At 39.3% G+C, this 20,630-nt stretch carries 21 protein-coding genes; 15 read left to right on the forward strand and 6 right to left on the reverse strand.

Annotated features, from left to right (window positions below; all coding sequences use genetic code 11):
- Nucleotides 1-58: 58 nt before the first annotated feature.
- Nucleotides 59-511, reverse strand: coding sequence for a DUF441 domain-containing protein (locus AC1M9H_RS00715; RefSeq protein WP_481612515.1), 453 nt, complete (start codon nt 509-511; stop codon nt 59-61).
- 123 nt (nt 512-634) lie between these two features.
- Here AC1M9H_RS00715 and AC1M9H_RS00720 point away from each other — a divergent pair, with 123 nt between their 5' ends.
- Entirely contained in the window at nt 635-1,363 is a 729-nt protein-coding gene (locus tag AC1M9H_RS00720) for a pseudouridine synthase (RefSeq protein ID WP_481612516.1), read from the forward strand.
- A gap of 50 nt (nt 1,364-1,413) precedes the next feature.
- Here AC1M9H_RS00720 and AC1M9H_RS00725 read toward each other — a convergent pair whose 3' ends face one another.
- The 3 genes from AC1M9H_RS00725 to AC1M9H_RS00735 form a co-directional block, all read right to left on the reverse strand.
- Nucleotides 1,414-1,857: a GNAT family N-acetyltransferase gene (locus AC1M9H_RS00725; RefSeq protein ID WP_035264628.1), complete on the reverse strand. Its 444-nt coding sequence runs from the start codon at nt 1,855-1,857 to the stop codon at nt 1,414-1,416.
- 121 nt (nt 1,858-1,978) lie between these two features.
- A complete protein-coding gene (locus AC1M9H_RS00730) occupies nt 1,979-2,281 on the reverse strand; it encodes a type II toxin-antitoxin system RelB/DinJ family antitoxin (RefSeq protein WP_180027665.1) in 303 nt (100 codons plus the stop codon).
- 106 nt (nt 2,282-2,387) lie between these two features.
- A complete protein-coding gene (locus AC1M9H_RS00735; protein WP_481612517.1) occupies nt 2,388-3,311 on the reverse strand; it encodes a pseudouridine synthase in 924 nt (307 codons plus the stop codon).
- 116 nt (nt 3,312-3,427) lie between these two features.
- Here AC1M9H_RS00735 and tsaE point away from each other — a divergent pair, with 116 nt between their 5' ends.
- From tsaE to hfq, 4 genes are all read left to right on the forward strand, one after another.
- Nucleotides 3,428-3,895, forward strand: coding sequence for a tRNA (adenosine(37)-N6)-threonylcarbamoyltransferase complex ATPase subunit type 1 TsaE (gene tsaE, locus AC1M9H_RS00740; RefSeq protein WP_481612518.1), 468 nt, complete (start codon nt 3,428-3,430; stop codon nt 3,893-3,895).
- 8 nt (nt 3,896-3,903) lie between these two features.
- Nucleotides 3,904-5,856, forward strand: coding sequence for a DNA mismatch repair endonuclease MutL (mutL, locus tag AC1M9H_RS00745; RefSeq protein ID WP_481612519.1), 1,953 nt, complete (start codon nt 3,904-3,906; stop codon nt 5,854-5,856).
- Nucleotides 5,857-5,862: 6 nt separating this feature from the next.
- Nucleotides 5,863-6,807, forward strand: coding sequence for a tRNA (adenosine(37)-N6)-dimethylallyltransferase MiaA (gene miaA / locus AC1M9H_RS00750; RefSeq protein ID WP_481612520.1), 945 nt, complete (start codon nt 5,863-5,865; stop codon nt 6,805-6,807).
- A gap of 89 nt (nt 6,808-6,896) precedes the next feature.
- On the forward strand, nt 6,897-7,409 hold the full coding sequence (gene hfq, locus AC1M9H_RS00755; RefSeq protein WP_035264611.1) for an RNA chaperone Hfq: 513 nt from the start codon (nt 6,897-6,899) through the stop codon (nt 7,407-7,409).
- A 106-nt stretch (nt 7,410-7,515) separates the two neighbouring features.
- Here the strand turns inward: hfq and AC1M9H_RS00760 are convergent, their stop codons facing one another.
- Nucleotides 7,516-8,814, reverse strand: coding sequence for a peptidylprolyl isomerase (locus AC1M9H_RS00760; protein ID WP_179998229.1), 1,299 nt, complete (start codon nt 8,812-8,814; stop codon nt 7,516-7,518).
- Nucleotides 8,814-11,288, reverse strand: coding sequence for an LPS-assembly protein LptD (locus tag AC1M9H_RS00765; protein ID WP_481612521.1), 2,475 nt, complete (start codon nt 11,286-11,288; stop codon nt 8,814-8,816). The genes AC1M9H_RS00760 and AC1M9H_RS00765 overlap by 1 nt, the downstream gene beginning before the upstream one ends.
- Before the next feature lie 119 nt (nt 11,289-11,407).
- Between AC1M9H_RS00765 and AC1M9H_RS00770 the strand changes: the two genes are divergently transcribed.
- The 10 genes from AC1M9H_RS00770 (at nt 11,408) to AC1M9H_RS00815 (ending at nt 20,622) form a co-directional block, all read left to right on the forward strand.
- A complete protein-coding gene (locus AC1M9H_RS00770) occupies nt 11,408-12,424 on the forward strand; it encodes an aminoglycoside phosphotransferase family protein (RefSeq protein ID WP_481612522.1) in 1,017 nt (338 codons plus the stop codon).
- Entirely contained in the window at nt 12,421-13,110 is a 690-nt protein-coding gene (gene murU / locus AC1M9H_RS00775) for an N-acetylmuramate alpha-1-phosphate uridylyltransferase MurU (RefSeq protein WP_180027674.1), read from the forward strand. The genes AC1M9H_RS00770 and murU overlap by 4 nt, the downstream gene beginning before the upstream one ends.
- A gap of 85 nt (nt 13,111-13,195) precedes the next feature.
- Complete coding sequence (gene rsmG / locus AC1M9H_RS00780) at nt 13,196-13,828, forward strand: 16S rRNA (guanine(527)-N(7))-methyltransferase RsmG (RefSeq protein WP_092766213.1); 633 nt, start codon at nt 13,196-13,198, stop codon at nt 13,826-13,828.
- 23 nt (nt 13,829-13,851) lie between these two features.
- Nucleotides 13,852-14,634 carry a ParA family protein gene (locus AC1M9H_RS00785; RefSeq protein WP_092766214.1) on the forward strand — a complete coding sequence of 261 codons (783 nt, stop codon included), beginning with the start codon at nt 13,852-13,854 and terminating at the stop codon, nt 14,632-14,634.
- Complete coding sequence (locus tag AC1M9H_RS00790) at nt 14,631-15,521, forward strand: ParB/RepB/Spo0J family partition protein (protein WP_481612523.1); 891 nt, start codon at nt 14,631-14,633, stop codon at nt 15,519-15,521. The genes AC1M9H_RS00785 and AC1M9H_RS00790 overlap by 4 nt, the downstream gene beginning before the upstream one ends.
- 233 nt (nt 15,522-15,754) lie before the next feature.
- Nucleotides 15,755-17,479: a lipid A export permease/ATP-binding protein MsbA gene (gene msbA / locus AC1M9H_RS00795; RefSeq protein WP_481596924.1), complete on the forward strand. Its 1,725-nt coding sequence runs from the start codon at nt 15,755-15,757 to the stop codon at nt 17,477-17,479.
- A gap of 3 nt (nt 17,480-17,482) precedes the next feature.
- Nucleotides 17,483-18,493 (forward strand): tetraacyldisaccharide 4'-kinase, encoded by a 1,011-nt coding sequence (gene lpxK / locus AC1M9H_RS00800; RefSeq protein WP_481612524.1) that lies wholly within the window; start codon nt 17,483-17,485, stop codon nt 18,491-18,493.
- Nucleotides 18,494-18,502: 9 nt separating this feature from the next.
- Entirely contained in the window at nt 18,503-19,264 is a 762-nt protein-coding gene (kdsB, locus tag AC1M9H_RS00805) for a 3-deoxy-manno-octulosonate cytidylyltransferase (RefSeq protein WP_481612525.1), read from the forward strand.
- Between the two features lie 13 nt (nt 19,265-19,277).
- Nucleotides 19,278-20,255, forward strand: a complete 978-nt coding sequence (locus tag AC1M9H_RS00810) for a DNA polymerase III subunit delta' (RefSeq protein WP_481591156.1) — start codon at nt 19,278-19,280, stop codon at nt 20,253-20,255.
- A gap of 25 nt (nt 20,256-20,280) precedes the next feature.
- Nucleotides 20,281-20,622 (forward strand): PilZ domain-containing protein, encoded by a 342-nt coding sequence (locus AC1M9H_RS00815; RefSeq protein WP_481612526.1) that lies wholly within the window; start codon nt 20,281-20,283, stop codon nt 20,620-20,622.
- The last annotated feature ends 8 nt before the right edge of the window (nt 20,623-20,630 follow it).

Below are 20,630 nucleotides of genomic sequence, written 5' to 3' on the forward strand. Positions count from 1 at the left end.
AACAAATAATGACTGTTGCGTTTGTGAAATGACTGTTCAGTCGTGAAAGCAACCTGTTTCAAGAAGTGCCAATAATAATGGAAAGTATTCCTGCTGCAATTAAAGGTCCAACAGGGACGCCACGTAAAATAGCCACACCTGCTACAGTACCAATCAGAAGTCCAGCGACAATATTTGGCTGATTCGCCATAAGCGTTACGCCACGACCACCTAACCATGCCACCAGTAACCCGATTCCAATAGCTAAAATTGAGTTTAAGCTCAAGAATGATTTGAGGATATCTTTACCCGGAATGGTGCCACTGGCAATTGGCGTGAGTACGCCAATGGTGAGGATAATAATGCCGATATTTAAACCATGCTGTTGAAGCAATGGAAAATACTCGTTTAAAGGGGTGATACGTAAAACAATAAGTACTGCGACTGCAATTGTGACAGCTGTATTTTGACTGAATATTCCACATGCCAATAAAATGATTAGAACGATTAAATTGAGGTCTAATTGAGACATAAAGAAGATCCAGTGCTTATCAGGACAGTACTTGAAAGTTATAATAGTTTAACTGATTTAAAGTCTGCATTCAGATGGCATCCTTTAAATTTCAACGAATATTGTAAGTAATGGAAGTGATTCATGGTTCTGGAAAAAATGTTACAGTCTCAAGGCTTTGGATCACGAAAATATTGTCAACAATTAATTAAAGCTGGTGCAGTGGTCATTGATGGTACTGTGATCACGGACCCGAAATATAAACTGAAGCTTCAAGGTCTTAGCTTCCACGTGTATAACGATGAATATAGTTATCGTGAAAAAGTTTATATAGCACTCAATAAACCTGTAGGCTATGAATGCTCGCATCAAGCGACGCATCACTTCAGCGTGTTTGAATTAATCGATGACATATTGTTGCAAAGGGGAGTGCAAACAGTCGGACGTTTAGATCAAGACACGACTGGTATATTGTTACTTACAGATGATGGACAATTTCTGCAAGCGCTGACTCATCCTAAAAAACATGTTCCTAAAGTTTATCAAATGCATACAGCAGATCCAGTCACTGAGCAGCAAATCATTCAATTGGGTCAAGGTGTAGAGCTTCGCAATGAAACAGGATTGTTTCAAGCAACAGATATTCAACTCATAAGCAATCAACACCTACAATTTACAGTGCATCAAGGCGTTTATCATCAAGTAAAGCGTATGGTTGCTGCTGTGGGAAATCGTGTTGAATCATTGCATCGACTGCAAATTGGACAATTAAAATTAGATCAGCTTGCTGAAGGTGAATATTGCTATCTCACTGAACAGCAAATACTCGCTGCCAAAAATCAAAGTCCTGATGCTCAACTCCTTGAAATTTAAATCATCAATGCTAAAGACTCTATTCTCAAGACGATATGTTATGTAATGCCTTAAGATAGAAAGCAATGATAGGTTTGGAATTCATTGTCTTTGACGAAGCCCATCTTTTCGTAAAGTTGGTGAGATTGAAAGTTACTTCGTTGTGTTTCTAATGAAATTCGACTGGCTTTTTCGGATTGTGCAAACAAAATTGCAGTGTCAATGAGTTGTTTAGCTGAACCTTGTCTTCTATAAATTGGAGTGACATATACATCATCTAAAATGTAGTAGCTTGAACAAGCATGGGACGAAAAACCTAAATAAAGAATCACGAACCCAGTGATTACATCATTTTTGATGTGAATAAAAATAACACTTTGTTGGTTTTCGAATCGCTGTTTTAGAAAATCATAGGATTGTTGAATATTGGATGATGCACCATAAAACTGTCGGTATTCATCAAAAAGTACAGCGAGTTGATTGAGATCTTCTGTTGTGGCTTTCCGTACTATCACTGTTGAGCTCTCCTCAGATCATTATTTTTAATCTTGTTATGATGAAGAGCTAAACATATTTGCGCAGGGCGCTGTAAATTAAATTGTTTAGAAATACGACAAAGTTAACTTATGTCAAAAATTAATCTTTATCGCTTTCACCCAAAAGTGCATTCAATTCTGCAAAAAAATCGTCGTCATCTAAACTCGAAGTTGTAGTATTGGATTCTTGTTGTTCTTGCTTAAGCTTTTTGAGTTTCAACAATTGATCCATGTTGATCGTTTGATTTTCGATTGCAAAAGGAATGGACTTTGTCAGTACAACTTGTTTGAAAAATAAACGCACTGCTTGCGCTGGTGTAATCCCCAATTGCTTAAAAACTGCAAAGGCTTGTTTTTTTTCTTGTGAGTCAAGTCGGACTTGATAAACTTCTGTTTTTCTCATGAATTAAAACCAAACGACTCTAAATTTAAGTGCTTATTTTAATCTAAGTAAATGTAATTTCAATGTCTGAACGTGAAAATTATATAAATTTGTCATTACAATGAATCTACAATGTCAGTGTTTGCGTGCTTTTAAAGTGCATTCCAATATTTAATATCGGATCAATAAATTGAAGCTCATCAGCAAGTAATTGCAACGGAGCACTGAAATCATCCTCAGCTTTATGCGCGATTAGCGGATAAAAAGGATCATTTTTGATTGGAATGTTGAGCGCATTGAGGTGAACGCGGAGTTGATGTTGCTTACCGGTCAGTGGTTTCAAAATATATCGTCCCCACTGTGAATTGTGTTCTATCAGGTCAATTTCAGTGACAGAATTGGTGACGCCTTCACATACTTTCATTATATAAAATGGATTTCCCTTTTCCATGCGCAATTCTACTGTTTGTGGAAAGACTAAATCTTTTGAGTAAGGTGCGATGGCTTGATATGTTTTGGATACCTTTCGATCTGCAAAAAGTTGTTGATAGACTCCGCGACTTTCGACTTTTTTTGAAAATAAAACAACACCTGCTGTTTCGCGGTCTAAACGATGAATCGGTGTGAGATGAGGATTATCAGTGAACTGCTTTAATCTCACCAATAAGGTTTCTTGAACATATTGACCTGTCGGACTCATGGTTAAAAAATGAGGTTTATCCACCACGAGCAGTTCATCGTTTTCGTATAAAATTTTTTCCTTAAACGGAACATGAATTTCGTTTGCTAAAAAACGATAATAAAAAATATGAGAATTAGGTTGATACGCCGAGTTGATGGAAAGTTTGTTGCCATCTGCATTATAAATAAGACCATCTTGAAAACGTTGTTGCCACTCCAGTGCGTCTATATGAGAAAAGGCTTGAATGAGAAAATTATAAATCGTAATTGGGGAGATTTGTAGATTTGGAAGAAATACTTTGCTGGCTGTTACACCATTGATCATCGGTGGCGTAAAACTTGGGGCACTTTCTGAATTTGATTTTGGCATAACAAGACAACAGAATAAAAAAATGATCAGATGAATGAGTTTTTGAACAAGTCTAGATAGGCACTGTTCAGGAGCATGCTATTATACCTCTTCAACAGATGTCTAATGTGATCCAGATGCAATATTCTTTTCAACTCAACTTAAATGATGAAGCAGATACTCAAAAATTAGCTGCATGTTTAGGGCAGTGTATTGAAAAGGGTGTCATATACCTCATTGGAGATTTGGGTGCGGGTAAAACCACCCTGACGCGTTATTGGCTACAAAATTTAGGTCATCGTGGTGCGGTTAAAAGCCCGACTTATACACTGGTTGAACCCTATAAAATCAATCAGCAGGATGTCTTTCATTTTGATTTGTATCGTTTGAATGATCCTTATGAACTTGAGTTGATGGGTATTCGTGATTATCTGGATATTGCTGATGCACTATTCTTGTTTGAATGGCCCTCTAAAGGTGGCGACGAAATTCCAGAAGCAGATGTTATCTTGAATATTGAGAAATCTGATGATGAATCAGTACGTCATGTCACGATTTCTTCAAATGATGAAGCTTTACTCGCAAAATTAAAGACACAGTTTTAAATAATTCTATGGCGCATGATCTTAGCTTGAATCGAATTCAAACCTTATCTCCTGCATTAGCAAACCAAATTGCTGCGGGAGAGGTAATTGAACGTCCTGCATCAGTGGTGAAGGAACTTCTAGAAAACTCCATTGATGCAGGTGCGACTGAATTAATCATTCGAGTCGAACAAGGCGGTAGTACGCTGATTGAGATTATCGATAATGGCAAAGGGATTCATCCTGAGGATCTTCCGCTTGCGGTCATGCGTCATGCGACCAGTAAAATTCAAACTGCTGAAGATTTACATGCAATTGTGAGCTTAGGTTTTCGCGGAGAAGCCTTGGCTTCCATTGCTGCTGTTTCGCGCTTGACCTTGACCAGTAGTCGTGATGATTCAGGAATTGGTTATCAGGTCGAAGTAAACGGCACGGCCTTTGATCATCAAGAGATTCAAGCTGTTGCTACTCAGCAAGGCACACACATACGTGTACAAGATTTATTTTTTAATGTGCCAGCAAGACGAAAGTTTTTAAAAAAGCCAAATACGGAATTTGGTCACATTGAAGAAATCGTACGGCGCTTAGCCTTAACGCATTTCGATATTCGGATTGTGCTGGAACATAATGGTGCTATTCGTTTAAATTTGCCTGTCGCAGACAGTGGTCAACTCAGATTTCAACGTGTACAGCAGCTTCTAGGTCGACAATTTACGGAAAATGCGTATTGGATCGATGCTGATAGTGTCAATATGCGCTTATCAGGATGGTTAGGTCATCCTTCTGATGCTCGAGCACAAAGTGATTTGCAGTATGTGTACGTGAATGGTCGTATCGTAAAAGATAAAACAATCTCTCATGCTTTGCGAATGGCCTATGATGGCATCTTGCATGGGCATCAACATGCAGCTTATTTGTTGTTCTTAGAAGTTGATCCTGAATTTATTGATGTGAATGTGCATCCGACTAAACATGAAATTCGATTTTTGAATCAACGTGAAGTACACGAATTTGTACGTCATTTTGCCAAAGAAACTTTGTCGCAATTTCAAACTGCGACTGCGGATTTAGCCCAGGCTTTAAAGCTTGATCAAGATGTCATCGCACCATCAGTACAGTTACCACGTTATCAAGAGCAATTTAATCTGCATCAAAATGCTCCAGCATCGCCTCCTATGTCCCAGACGTTGCAGGAATCGAGTCATGAGGGCTATTTAACAGATTTTAGTGTTAAACAGCCTCAGTCAGTTCAATATAGTGCGCCGAGCCAGCCTTATTCAAATTCTAATATCAGTAATGCACTCAAATCTTATTTGGCACCTTTGAAAGAAACGTCATCTAATTTTGAAGTTCCTCATGATGCTGAGATAGAATCAACATCGTCTAGAGTTGATGAGTTCCCCTTGGGGATTGCAATTGCACAACTTCATGGAATTTATATTCTGGCGCAAAATTCTGAAGGTTTGATCATTGTGGATATGCATGCTGCGCATGAGCGAATCTTGTTGCAGCAAATGAAATCTGCTTGGGATAAACCTGAATTTTGGACATCACAGCAGTTGCTTATTCCAAAAGTGATTTCAATTACACGCATGCAAGCCACGCGTATCGAAGACCTTAAGCCTCAGTTGGCGCGGCTTGGTTTAGAAATTGATCAATATGGCGATGAGCAAGTGATAGTGCGAGGTGTGCCTGCTATTTTGCACAAAGCTGATTTTAATGCATTAATCCCAGAACTTTTGAGTGATCTTGATCCCAATGATGAGGCCAGTGCTTTACAACAAAAAAGAGACCATATCTTGGCAGGGATGGCATGTCATGGCGCAGTGCGTGCGCATCGAATGTTAAGTATTTCTGAAATGAATGCACTGTTGAGGCAGATGGAACAAACTGAGTTTGCAAGTCAATGTAATCATGGACGACCGACTTGGAGAGCTTTTCCACTTAGTCAATTAGATAAATTATTTGCTCGAGGAGAGTAATTGTACATGTCAAATCAAATGCCAGTCATCAACTTAATGGGGCCGACTGCGAGTGGGAAAACTGCTTTGGCATGCGAGCTATATGAGCGCGGTAATTTTGAAATTGTTTCAGTGGATTCTGCGTTAATCTATAAGGACATGGATATCGGTTCGGCAAAGCCATCAAAAGAAGAGCAGGAACGATATCCACATCACTTGATTGATATTATTACACCGCTCGAGGTTTATTCGGCAGCTCAATTCGTTGAAGATGCATCGCTGCTGATTGATGAAATACATTCACGCGGTAAGACCCCAATTTTGGTGGGTGGGACGATGTTGTACTACAAAGCACTGTTGGAAGGCTTGGCAACGAATCTCCCTAATGCTGATGAAAAGGTACGTCAACAAATTGAAAATGAAGCCATGGCATTGGGTTGGGAGAGCGTCTACGAAGAGTTAAAACGTGTCGATCCTGTGGCAGGTGAGAAGTTTAAAGTGAGTGATCGTCAGCGCATTATACGCGCGCTAGAGGTCTATCGTCTGACAGGTCGACCTATCACTGAGCTTCAAGCTGAACAGCCTAAAAAACAGCCATATCGTTACAATTTTCATAATTATGCGCTATTACCTGATCGTGTAGAATTACACAAAAGAATTGAACTGCGCCTAAAAATAATGTGGGATATCGGTTTTTTAAATGAGGTGGAGTATCTGATTGAAAAATACGATTTAAACGATAATTTGCCATCGGCGAGATCTGTTGGATATCGCCAAGCTTTAGATTTTCTTAAAAATAGTGATAGAAGTCTCAAATCTAAGCAAGATATGGAAGCCAAGTGTTTGTTTGCAACACGACAACTTGCTAAACGTCAATACACTTGGTTACGTTCTTTGCAAGAAGCGCACAGTTTTCAAACTTTTTTGACGATAAAGCAAGCTCAAGAAGACTTGCGAAACTTATATGGATAAAGCAAAATTTACTCACTATCTTTTTTATAAATTTTAATTGAAAAATAAAGATAGTTTTTTTGCGCTGATTTTATTTTTTGGAGTATAACATGTCTAAAGGTCAAACTTTACAAGATCCGTTCTTAAACTCTCTCCGTAAGGAACGTATTCCAGTTTCAATCTTTTTAGTCAACGGTATTAAATTACAAGGCCATATCGAATCATTTGACCAATACGTTGTATTATTAAAAAACACGGTAAGCCAAATGGTTTACAAACACGCTATTTCAACAGTTGTACCTGCACGTAATCCACGTCCTGCTGGTGCTCCTGCAGGCGCTCCTGCTGGTGCTCAAGGCGGCTTCGGTGGTCAACAAGGTGGCTTCGGTGGTCAAGGTGGCTTCGGTGGTCAAGGCGGCTTCGGTGGTCAAGGTGGCTTTGGCGGTCAAGGTGGCTTTGGCGGTCAAGGTGGCTTCGGTGGCGGTCAAGGTTTTGGCGGTCAAGGTGGCTTCGGTGGTCAAGGTGGCTTCGGTGGTCAAGGTGGCTTTGGTGCCACTTCTACACCAAACTTTGATGGCGAAACAAAATTTGATGATGCTCAAGAAGACGATAACAATCGTTAATTTTTGAGTAATCAAAAAGGCACCTGATGAAGGTGCCTTTTTTTATATGAACAGCCTAAAATTAAAATTAAAGCCCCCATAGTGGAGGCTCTCAATTAAGAAAAAATTAGTTTTGGTTGGGTTGTTTAATTTCAACGTATGTACTTGCGCGAAGCTCTCTTAACCAGCCATCTAACTCTGCATCAAATTGACGGTCACCAAGAATTTGGCGCGCTATGCGTTTTTGCTGTTCCTGAGTCATGTCTTGCTGACGTGCATCAGTAACTTGCAAAATATGCCAACCAAACTGTGTTTCAAAAGGTTCACTGACTTCGCCAATTTTCGCAGTCTGCATTTTTTGATCAAACTCTGGCACCATCATACCTGGTGAAACCCAACCTAAGCTACCACCATCACGTGCAGAACCCGGATCATTTGAATAAGTTGCAGCAAGGACTGCAAAATCATCACCTGCCTTTACACGGCTATAGATACTGTCAATAGTGTGTTTGGCATTTTCAGGGCTCACCACTTCAGAAGTCTTAATCAGAATATGGCGAGTTTGGTATTGTGGCACAATTGTCTTTTTCTCATTTGACTTGCGCTCTAAGAGTTTCAACAAGTGAATGCCATCTCGAGCCTGAATTAAATCAGTAGTATTGCCAGGTGAAACTAAAGCGATACTCGATGCTAGTTCTTCTGGAATATCTGCGATTGAGCGCGAGCCCATATCTGCACCTTCAACTTTAATTGTAGATGTAGAAAATTGTTTCTGTATCGCATCTACATCATTCGAAGCTTGAAGTGCATCTTGAACTTGTTGCGCGACTTGAGTGAGTTCTTGTTGAGAGGCTTCACCAGAAATTCTGAAGTGAATCACGTGAGCTTGAGTACCCACAGCAGCTTGACCTTCCGGTGATTTGAGGAAGTTTTCAACATCTTGGTCGCTGATTTTGATGCGTGACATCACTTGTTGTTGACGTAAGCGCTGAATAGCAAGATCATCAGCGACTTTAGCACGTAGGTTTTCATAAGTGCCTGGAGCCATACGGTCAAGCTTTTGCTGGAAGTCTTCTAGGCTATTACTGTTCGACTGGCGAGCAACATTAAGTACAGCATCATTTAAAGTTTTTTCATCAACTTGAATGCCATAGCGTTTTACTTGTTCAAGTTGCGCATTTTGGATGATAAGTTTATTCAGAGCTTGATTTTCAAGTACCTGAAGTGGTGGTACATCCTGTTTTTGAGCTTTAAGCTGATGTTGTAGCTCAGCGACACCTTGTGCAATGTCACTTTTTAAAATGGCGCTTTTGCCAACAATAGCAACGATTTGATCTGATGGGTTTGCATAACTTGACACTGATGCAGAAATAACAAGTGCTAACGCTGAAGCTTTAAAGAGTTGTTTTAAATTTTGCATCTTCATTAATTCGTCCAATTTTGTTTAACTTTATCGAAACCCAAGATTCGATTTTCCAGTAAAGAGCTTAACTTACTGTTTAAGCCACCAAGTCCTTTAAGTGTAAACTCTGCCATTACAGCACGTTTTTGTTTGGTGTCTGGTGCATTAACATCATCTAAGTCATTATAATAAGAGCGACCATAGACCGAAACACCCCAGCAGCACGACTCATAATTAATACCTAAAAGGTACTCGCGTGCAACACTGTTGTCTAGATCATATTGCATATGACCCATCAAATTCCAATTACCTTTCACAGGTTGTATAAAGGATGCTGTAACTTGGTCATAGTGGTCTTGACGATCTTCAAGTCGCTTACGATTAAAATAACCAAAGTTGTATAGGTTACCTTGATCACCTGTGTAATACACTTGTAGATCACGTTGAGCATTATGTCCGTTAGACATCCACATTGAGTTTGCATTCACAGTAAAGTTCTGAGAAAGCTGGCTGGCAATGCTGATCACAGGACCAGTTTGACGCTCAGTATTAAATGGGTCATTTTGGCTATTATTCAAAGTCACCTTACGGTCTTCAAAATAGTAACTTTGTCCGATGCTGGCACGTAAACGTTCTAATCCGATTGTATCAAAGAGGCTGTAACTTACTCCGAGTGATAAGAAGTTATTATCTTCTAGGCGGTCGTGGCCATAAAAGCGACGTGGATTAAAGAGTTGATCGTAATTCAGGGACGCTGCGGTTGAGTCAAAGTTCGGTGAACTGTTTTGATTTCTGTGTGGTGCATAAGCATAGAATGCACGTGGTGTGATGGTTTGTAAGAATTTTCCATCTTTTTCAAAGATAAGACCAGCATCTAAAGTAAACTCTGGAACTATAACTGCATTATCTTTGGTGTTTTTTCTTTGTTCTTCAGTGATACGATCAATCGTATTTTGATCAAAGAAAGTATTTATAGAGCGAACTGATGCTTGTGGTATAAAGAATGACCACTGATTGCGGAAGTTATATCGAGCAGAAAACTCATTATAAAGACGTGTACCACTTGGTTGATAAATGGTGTCCATATTTGAGTTGTCTGAAGCATTTAAGTCATTAATATCTTTTTGGAAATATGCTGTATCGTTATTAAATTCATATTCCAATCCTTGCGGGTTGCCAGTGATATAATTGACGAGCAATTGCGGTAGTCGTGCATAGGGGCGATCAACATCATCAACATCAGGGTCTAGCGTCTGGAAGTCTTCAACTTTGAGTTGCGCGCGTAACCCTGGAATTCCATTCGCGTAATTAAGATCCCAAGCGCGGCGTTGGTTTAACTCTGTTCTTGTATTCGGATTGCTGTCTAGATCTGCAAAGAAGTCTTTATCAGAAACATAGTTATATTCTAGGTTGGTCGTCCATTGGTCATTGATTTTCCAATTGTGCAAGAGGTGTAAATCTTTACGATCTTCATCATCATATTTACGATCTTGTGCTAAATAACCACCCCAAATACGGCCACCACCATATTGTTCAGTCAGATACCTGAACTCACCTTCAGCCATCAATCCACGACCGCCAATGAAACGTGGGGTTATAGTTGCATCATAATTGGGTGCTAAATTGAGATAAATTGGCGCTTCAAGTTCTAAACCACCATCGTTTGTATAACCAAAACCTGGGTTTAATAAGCCAGTGGTACGACGATCATCAATAGGGAAATTGAAATATGGCACAGCCAGCACTGGTGTGTTTTTAATATATAGTTTAGTGCCTTTGGTCACGCCACGCCCAGTGTCTTGATTTAACTCAATCGAATTGGCTTGAATCTTCCACGTTGGGCTTTGCTCAGGTGGACACGTGCTATAAGTTGCATTCTGAAGGAGTAAAATATTGGGTGAGGTGCGCTCAATATTTTCTGCACGACCATGCCCATGTGTCGCTTCTGAAATATAAAAGCTGTTATTGAGGCGTCCCGTTTGGGTTTTTAAATTGTAGTCAATTTGATCACTTTGAGCCAATAAACCCGCTTGTGCTAACTGTACATTGCCAGAAGCCTTGGCGTGGGTTTGAGTGTTATCAATTTTAATTTTATCCGCACGAACCATACGACCTTGCTGATCGATGATGACATTGCCTTCTAATTCTGAATCACCATTTGGATTGTAATATGCACGATCAGCGGTGATGATCGATGTTGCTTGCTCAGGATCAACTGCTTTAGTATCAGGGCTGATTGGTGTCAACCAAGTTTGAGCACAAAATTTCGAGCTTGGGGAGAACGTGCTACGTTGTTGCGCTTCGGCTGAATTTTTATTGACATAATATTGATCAAAGAAGCGCTGACCAGGGTAGCTTTCTTTAATTGCAGTTTGAAGTGCTTGATTGTCCACCTCAGTTGTACTGTCTTTAGAGTCGGCATAACTTGAGACTGTGCTACCACACAATAAGGTTAAAATAGCAGTCGCCAAAGGGCTGAAAGTAAACTGATGCTTCATTTATATCATTAACCAAATATGCAAATTGCAATTAATTATTGTCGCATCATAGAGAAAAAACGGATTAGTGGCTACACTTAGCACTTTAAATATTCAGCCTGTACTAGAATTTATAGCAAATGAATACACAACGTGAACAATTGATACATACGTGGGTGCAATCTGTACTTCAATCAGAGCAGTTCGTAATAAAATATTTAGCAGGCGATGCCAGTTTCCGTCGCTATGCGCGAATCACCTTGAATAATAAATCATTTATGTTAATGGATGCACCTCCAGAAAAAGAAGATTGTGTACCTTTTGTGACGATTGATGAATTCTTTGATCGTCATGGTGTTCGTGTTCCACATATTTTTGCAAAGGATTTAGAGCAAGGGTTGTTGCTTCTTGAAGATTTTGGGGATGAGCTTTTATCGAACCATTTAAACAATGACACGGTAGATCAGCATTATTTACAGAGTTTTAAACAACTCATTCAATTACAGTCTATTCGTGGTGTGGATCAGTTTCCAGAATATAGTTACGAAAAATTAATCAGTGAAATGGAGTTATTCACAGATTGGTTGCTTCCATCATTAAATATTCGATTAAATGCTGATGAACAAGGTTTGATTAAGCGCACTTTTGCGATATTGGCAAATTCGGCTTTAGCTCAACCACAAGTGATTGTTCATCGAGACTTTCACAGTCGTAATCTCATGCTGTTGAATGATGAACAAGAACAAGGCGTAATTGATTTTCAAGATGCGGTAATCGGTGCGGATACCTACGACTTGATTTCAATTACACGTGATGCATACGTGCAATGGCCTCCAGCACGAGTAAAACAATGGTTTAAAACTTTCTATGAATTATTACCAGATGATTCAAAAATTGATCGTGATTTAGAGCGTTTTATTCAAGATGCTGACTTCATGGCGATTCAACGTCATTTGAAGATTTTAGGTATTTTTGTGCGATTGTTTGAACGTGATGGAAAGTCGGGCTATTTAAAAGACCTGCCTCGTGTCATGTGGTATTTACTCGAAGAGTCGAAACCTTACGCTGAACTCACTCCATTTATTCAATGGGTTGAAGATAAAGTGCTTCATGCATTTGAAGCTAAGTATGGTCACTATGAGGTAGTAGCTACATGAAAGCCATGATTTTAGCAGCGGGTCTGGGTAACCGTATGCGTCCCTTGACGCTTTATAAACCAAAGCCTCTATTGGAAGTGGGTGGAAAGCCTTTAATTGTATGGCATATTGAAAAATTAAAGTCGATTGGTGTTAGTGAAATTATTATTAATTCGGCATGGCTGGCAGACAAATTGATCGGTGCTTTAGGCGATGGTTCTCAGTTTGGTGTGAACATTCGCTGGACGCGTGAAGATGAGGGTTTGGAAACAGCTGGTGGAATCATCAATGCTTTGCCCTTGTTGGGTGAAGAACCATTTATCCTCGTTAATGGGGATGTGTGGACTCAGTTTGATTTTGCTCAGTTGCTTGAGCTTGATTTACAAGAAGATCTGGCACACTTGGTACTTGTACCAAATCCGCTACAACATCCTCAAGGTGATTTCACACTATTAGATGGCCGTGCTTATACTTTTGAGCAAGAAAAAGAGGGCGAAAATCTGACTTATAGTGGTATTGCGGTGATTCATCCTCGTTTATTCGAAGGTCTAGAATGGGGCAAGCGTCCTTTAGCACCTTTGCTTAAAGATGCTATGCACAACCACAGAATTTCTGCTGAAAAAATGGCTGAAACGTGGGTGGATGTGGGTACACCAGAAAGGTTGATGCAGTTAGATCAGCAAATTCGAGAAGGACAATTTAACTAACTGAGTATTCACTAAGCGTTAAATAGTGTTCCACGATGCATAAAACGGTATACTTTGATTAATTTTATTGAGATGTTTACTGTTTATGCATCCTTTTTTTCATGAGTTACAACAAGGTAGTCAAAAACTAGGTTTATCACTCAGTGATGAGGCGTTGAGTTTATTATTAAAATATCAAGATGCGCTTGTATTGTGGAATAAGGCGTACAACTTGACTGCGATTCGTGATCCTAAAGAAATGTTAGTTAAGCATTTATTGGATAGCCTCAGCATCTTGAAAGACTTGCCTCAAGGGCGATTGCTTGATATCGGTACCGGTGGTGGTATGCCGGGGATGATCATCGCGCTATGTCAACCTGAGCGAAGCTGTGTGCTTCTGGATTCGAATGGAAAAAAAATTCGTTTTCTCAAACAGTTTATTGCTGATCTAAAACTAAAAAATGTTGTGGCAGTTCAAACTCGAGTAGAGAATGAAGAGAGTATTAATGAACTGGGTAAATTCGATGTAATTACCAGTCGTGCTTTCGCCTCACTGACAGATTTTATTACTGCTTCTCGTCCTTTTATGCATGAAAACAGTATTATTGCTTCTATGAAAGGTTTAATTCCTGCTGAGGAAATTGAAAACCATAAAGATGAGTTGAGTTGCGAAATTATTGAGCTTCACGTTCCTCGTTTAGATGAACAACGTCATTTATTGCTACTTAAACAAATTTAAAAATTCTAGGGATTGGGGTTACCATGGCTCAAATTATTGCTATTGCGAACCAAAAAGGTGGCGTAGGTAAAACCACGACTGCTGTCAATTTGGCTGCATCATTAGCAGTGCTTAAAAAGCGAGTATTGTTGATTGATATGGACTCTCAAGGCAATGCCACTATGGGTTCAGGTATTCAAAAGAATGATCTCTTATACTCAGTAACTGATGTTTTACTGGGTGAAGTGCCAATTGAAACTGCCATCACTAAAGCTGAAGTTGGATATCGCGTAATTGGCTCCAATCGTGATTTAGCAGGTGTTGAATTAGCCATTGCTGAGCAAGACGGTCGTGAATTTATTCTGCGTGATGCGATCCAACAAATTGAAGATAAGTTTGATTACATCATTGTGGATTGTGCACCAAGCTTAAGTTTGATCACTGTAAATGCATTGGCTGCTGTTAAAAGCGTGATCATTCCAATGCAGTGTGAATATTATGCCTTGGAAGGCTTGGCAGATTTAACACAAACGATTGATCGTATTCAACAAGCGTTAAATCCTGATTTAGAAATCATTGGTGTATTGCGTACCATGTACGATGCTCGAAATGCGCTGACACGTGATGTGTCGGATGAGTTGGAGCAGTATTTTGGTAAAAAATTATACGAAACGGTTATTCCTCGAAATGTGCGTTTAGCGGAAGCGCCAGCACATGGGTTACCGATTATTTATTTTGAAAAAAGTTCTAAGGGTGCAGTGGCTTATTTGAATCTTGCTGCTGAAATGTTAAAAAAAACCAAAGTGAAAAAAGGAAGTAAAGCATGACCATGAAGAAAAGAGGCTTAGCAAAGGGTCGTGGCTTAGATGCGTTATTGGGCTCTATTCAAAAAGAAAAATTACAATTAGAAGCACAGTCATTAGATCATGGTCAGCTCAAACAAGTAGATGTCAAACTTCTTAAACGTGGTAATTATCAGCCGCGACGCTTTATTCATGAAGAAGACCTTCAGGAATTAGCATCTTCTATTAAAAAGCATGGCATCATGCAGCCGATTGTCATTCGTCCAATTGAGGATGATGTACATCAATATGAAATTATTGCAGGGGAGCGCCGTTGGCGAGCAGCTCAAATCGCTGGACTAAATGAAGTTCCTGCAATTGTTCGTGATTTGTCAGATCAAGTTGCAATTGCCTTGGCATTAATTGAAAACATTCAACGCCAAGATTTAAATCCAATTGATCAAGCTATGGCATTGCAGCGTTTTCATGAAGAGTTTGGATTAAGTCACCAAGAAATTGCTGAAACGGTGGGCAAGGCACGTACTACAGTAAGTAATTTATTGCGCTTATTAAGCTTAGCGGATCCGATTAAAGACCATATCCAACAAGGTCAATTAGATATGGGGCATGCGCGTGCAATATTGACTTTGCGTGCAAAAGACCAAATTGAAATTGCAAAAATTGTCATTGAAAAAAACCTTTCTGTTCGTCAAACAGAACAGTTAGTGCGTGATTTTAATGCACCAAAACAGGATAAGCCAAAACCATCAATTTCAGCTGATTTAGAGCAACTGACTCAGCGTCTTTCTGAACGTTTCAGTGCAGATGTTAAAATTGATCACAATAAGAAAGGTAAAGGTAAGCTTGTGATTCATTACCATTCACTTGATGAGTTAGATGGTATTCTAAATATCTGTTTAGATGAAAAATAATTAATTTAAAAGCAGTAAATGTGATTTATTTAGTTGAGTGTGAGATTTAAGTCATTTAGGTCTCAATACTCCAATTGAGCTAAGGTTTACTTTGATCATTTCATACAATCAGGCCATTGATTTTAGAGTGGGGCAGACTTTAGCATGCGATGTTCGAATGATGTATGATTAAATTGCATACGTGCTGAATCTGTTTAGGTGTTTAAGGATACCGTACCAATTAGAGGTAGTGAGTGAAGCAAGATTTTAAAGTTTATATGCGTTTGTTGAGTTACTTAAAACAGTACTGGACGATTGCATTGATTGTTGTATTTGGTTTTGTGCTGAATGCCGCGACTGAAGTTTCTGTTGCGAAATTATTAGAGCATATTATCAATGCCATTCAAGAACAGGATCGAAGTTTCACGAACTTATTCCCGTTTTTGGTTGTTGTTTTGATGTTTGTACGAGGAGTGGGGCTATTTCTAGGTGGATACTACACTTCGGTGATTTCTCGAAATCTAATTTTTAATATTCGCCAAGAAGTTTTTGCTAAATTAATGCGATTACCGTCGCAATATTATTTAGATAACACTAGTGGTCATATTACTGCCAAAATTATGTACAACGTTGAACAGCTGACTGCTGCCTCAACGGAGTCATTAAGAACCTTATTACAACAAGGTTTGATCACCATTGCGCTGTTAGGATATTTGTTCTATTCCAACTGGCGCTTGACTTTATGTATTTTGATTTTTGCGCCTTTAATCGGTTTGTTGATTAGAAAAGCTGCTAAACGTATGCGTAAGCTGTCTACTCAAGTGCAAGATACGATGGGTGATGTAAACCATGTAGTGCAAGAAACCGTGAATGGTAATTTGGTTGTTAAAGGCTTTGGTGGACAGGCATACGAGCAAACTCGTTTTAAAGAAACCTCACTCGAAAACTTGCGTCGTGGTTTGAAAATGGTTGCAGTACAACAATTAAATAGCCCTGTTGTGCAACTTATTATGGCGATCGCTTTAAGTATTGTGATTTGGATTGCTTTAAGACCTGAGATATTACAGGATACTTCAGCAGGTCAGTTTGTTGCGTATATTACTGCAGCCGGTATGCTGAGTAAGCCAATTAAAGCTTTGACCGATATCAATGAAAAATTACAGCGAGGAATGGCTGCAGCACATTCAGTATTTGAATTATTGGATATGCCTGAAGAAAAAAACGAAGGGCAGTTAAAACCACAACTCAAAGGCAATATTGATTTTAATCAGGTAAATTTAACATATAGTGATGGTTTCCATGCGATCCATGATTTTAATTTAAATGTTAAGGCTGGGCAGACTGTAGCGTTGGTGGGGCGTTCGGGGGCTGGTAAGTCTTCTTTAGTCAACTTATTGGTTCGTTTTCAAGAATTAAGTTCAGGGTCAATTAAATTTGACGGCCATGATATTCAAGATATTGAAGTTACAGCGTTACGCTCACAAGTGGCTATGGTCAATCAGCAAGTCGTGCTGTTTAACCGAACTGTTCGTGAGAATATTGCTTATGGACAGTTACAAGATGCTTCGGAAGAGCAGATTATTGCTGCTGCGAAAGCTGCTTATGCCCATGACTTTATTATGGCATTGCCTCAAGGCTATGACACACCATTAGGTGCTCAAGGTTTAAATTTATCTGGCGGACAAAGACAGCGTATTGCAATTGCTCGAGCAATCTTAAAAAATGCTCCGATTTTAATTCTTGATGAAGCGACAAGCGCATTAGATAATGAGTCTGAATACTTCATTCAACGTGCTTTTGATGCAGCTATGCAGGATCGGACAACGATTGTCATTGCACATCGATTATCAACGATTGAGAATGCAGATCTTATTGTGGTAATGGATAAAGGTCGAATATTAGAGCAGGGAACACATCAGGAATTACTCGATTTGCGTGGTGCATATTTCCAACTGCATCAACGTAATTTTGAGGAATAAGTTATGTCTATTGCGCAGGTCATTCAAAACGCTTGGAATAAGCAATCCAAGTGGTTGATTGTATTGCGACCCCTGTCATTGCTTTATCGATTAGGATTTTTCCTGAACAAAGCCTTGTATCAACGTGGTATAAAACCTATTTATACTGCACCAGTTCCTGTCATGGTCATTGGCAATATAACGGTAGGTGGCAGTGGAAAAACACCGTTATTAATTCAATTGGTTAAATATCTTCAACAAAAAAATATTCGAGTTGGAGTAATTAGTCGAGGCTATGGTGGTAAAGGTCCTTTTCCTGCAAGCGTGAATCTCGATTCTGAGCCAAATGAAGTGGGTGATGAGCCCTGTTTAATTGTGCAATCTACTGGCGTGCCGATGGTCGTAGGTGGGCAACGACAGAAAAGTATAGAGTTACTTCTCTCTCAGCATCAACTTGATTTGATCATTAGTGATGATGGTTTGCAACATTGGGCACTTGATCGTCAATTAGAATGGATTGTGCTGGATAACAATCGTGGTTTGGGTAATCAGAAACTGTTGCCAGAAGGCTTTTTGCGTGAGCCAGTAGCACGGTTATGCAGTGGTACAGTAATTGAGCATGCTGAACAACCAAGCTCAAATCTGTATATGCAATTACAAGTCGCAGCGCCGTACTTGTTAAATCCAGTTGAAAATCAAGTTGAATATTTTGCCACTGATTTGAATTATTATGCGGTCGTTGGTATTGGGTTCCCGCAACGGTTTTATAAAACCCTTGAAAGTATGGGCTTAAAGCATTTTCAGTGTCATGAATTTCCTGATCATTATGATTATCAGATTGAAGATTTACAATTTGAAGATTCAAATCCAATCATCACCACTGAAAAAGATGCTGTGAAACTCCTCCCTTTGTTAAAACAACATCCAGAATTTAGTCGTGAAATTTGGGTGGTTCCTGTTGAAGCAGCTTTATCATCAGCTTGTTATGATTTGCTGGATCACCAGCTTGCAAAACTCGGTATCGTAAACACATAAGGAATATCCATGAAACATATTGTAATACCTGCTCGCTTTGCAAGTTCGCGTTTACCTGGAAAACCACTACTTAAAATACACGGGCGTGAAATGATTTTACGTGTGGTAGATCAGGCGCGAAAAGTGACTGGGTTTGATGATTTATGTGTTGCTACAGATGATCAAAGAATTTTTGATCTTTGTAAGGCAGAACAAATTGATGTTGTGTTGACCAGTGCAGAACACCCTTCTGGAACCGACCGATTGAGTGAAGTCGCACGAATCAAAGGTTGGGCGAGTGAAGATATTATTGTAAATGTGCAAGGTGATGAACCATTATTGCCTGCATCTTTAGTCCAACAGGTTGCTTCTTTGTTAGAGCAAAAGCCTGAATGTTCAATGTCCACTTTGTGTGAAGTGATCAAGGAATTAGAAGAATTTAAGCGCGATAGTATTGTGAAAGTTGTCATGAGTAAATTCAATGAAGCGCTTTATTTTAGTCGTGCAACCATTCCATATGATCGTGATGGATCAAAGCAACAACCACATTTACTACATCCTAAAGCCTACCGACATCTTGGTTTATATGCCTATAGAGTGAAGTTGCTGCAAGAGTACGTGACATGGGATCAGGGTGAGCTTGAGGTTTTAGAAAGCCTTGAGCAACTGCGTGTTTTAGAAAATGGTCATCGAATCGCAATTGATGTGGCAGAGGTGAGCTTACCACCAGGTGTGGATACGCAACAAGATTTAGACCGTCTTAATGCAATGCCTATTTCTCATTTCCAATAGTATAGATTAGTCAATGACTCAGACTCAGCATGTTTATCCTTGGCAACTTAACGTATGGAGCACACTGACTCAGCGGTTTCCTCAAGTAGGTCATGGATTACTTTTTTATGGCAAAAAAGGCTGTGGTAAAGAAGCTTTTACCCAGCAATTTGTTACTTGGCTGCTATGTTTAGATAAGCAGCCAAATCAACCTTGTGGTCAGTGTTCAAGTTGTTTGTGGCTAAAATCAGATACTCATCCAAATTATGTTTACGTCACGACGGATGAGGACAATAAGAAACAAAACGCTAAAATTAAAATTGAGAAAATTCGTGAATTACAGCCATTCGTGCAACAAACCGTCGATGGTTGGCGGGTTATTGTGATCGAACCGGCGGAAGCGCTCAATATTGCATCGTCAAATGCTTTATTGAAAACACTTGAAGAACCAGGTGAGCGTGTTGTGATTATTCTTTTGGCGGATCATTATTTAAAATTACCAGCCACTATACGAAGTCGCCTACAACATTACGCCTTAGATCGGTTGACTGATGATCAAGCCAATGCATATTTGAATGAACATTTGAATGCAGAGCAGCAGACTTTGAGCTCACTGTTGCTTAACCTTTCGAATGGTATGCCTTTAGCTGCTATTGAGTTGGCCTCAAGTGAATGGTTAACTCTGCGAAGTGCGTTTATAAATGATTGGTATCATTTAGTCAGTCAAAAAAATATGCCAATGCAGTACGCCTCTAAATGGAATAAGCAACTCAACTTTTCCGAGTTGATTGTTATGTTTGAGTACTTATTAGCTGATCTTGTTGCCTATAAAATGGAACAAAATGTAAAAAATAGCGATTTAGACTTTAGTTTGTTGGCTGAGCAATATCAATTAGAGCAATTATTTGATATTTATAATGATGTGCATCAAGCAAAACAAATGGTTGAGCAGAATGTTCAATCAAATTTAATTGTTGATCAGCTTTTTATAAAATTAATGAATGTTCAATAATCATGTTTGAATACAGGGGATAGAGATGCAGCCACGTCCGGGCGGTTTATTACAAGTCAATATTAATGATCGCGAAACTCTGCAATCCAGTTATATGCCTTTTGTTGAGGGTGGTGGATTATTTATTCCAACCAAACATTCAGTCAAAATGGGTGAAGAGATTTTTATCTTGGCAACACTTCCTAATCAAACCCAAAAAATACCAATTACGGGTAAGGTGATTTGGATTTCGTATAAGCAATCGGGCATTAAACCACAAGGTTTTGGATTGCAGTTAACTGGAGATAAAGGAGCCTATTACAAAATGGAAGTAGAAAAAATACTCGCTGGAAGTATGTCAACAGCACGCGCAAGCTTTACAATGTAGGCTCTGAC

This window comes from Acinetobacter sp. ANC_7512 (assembly GCF_056779935.1).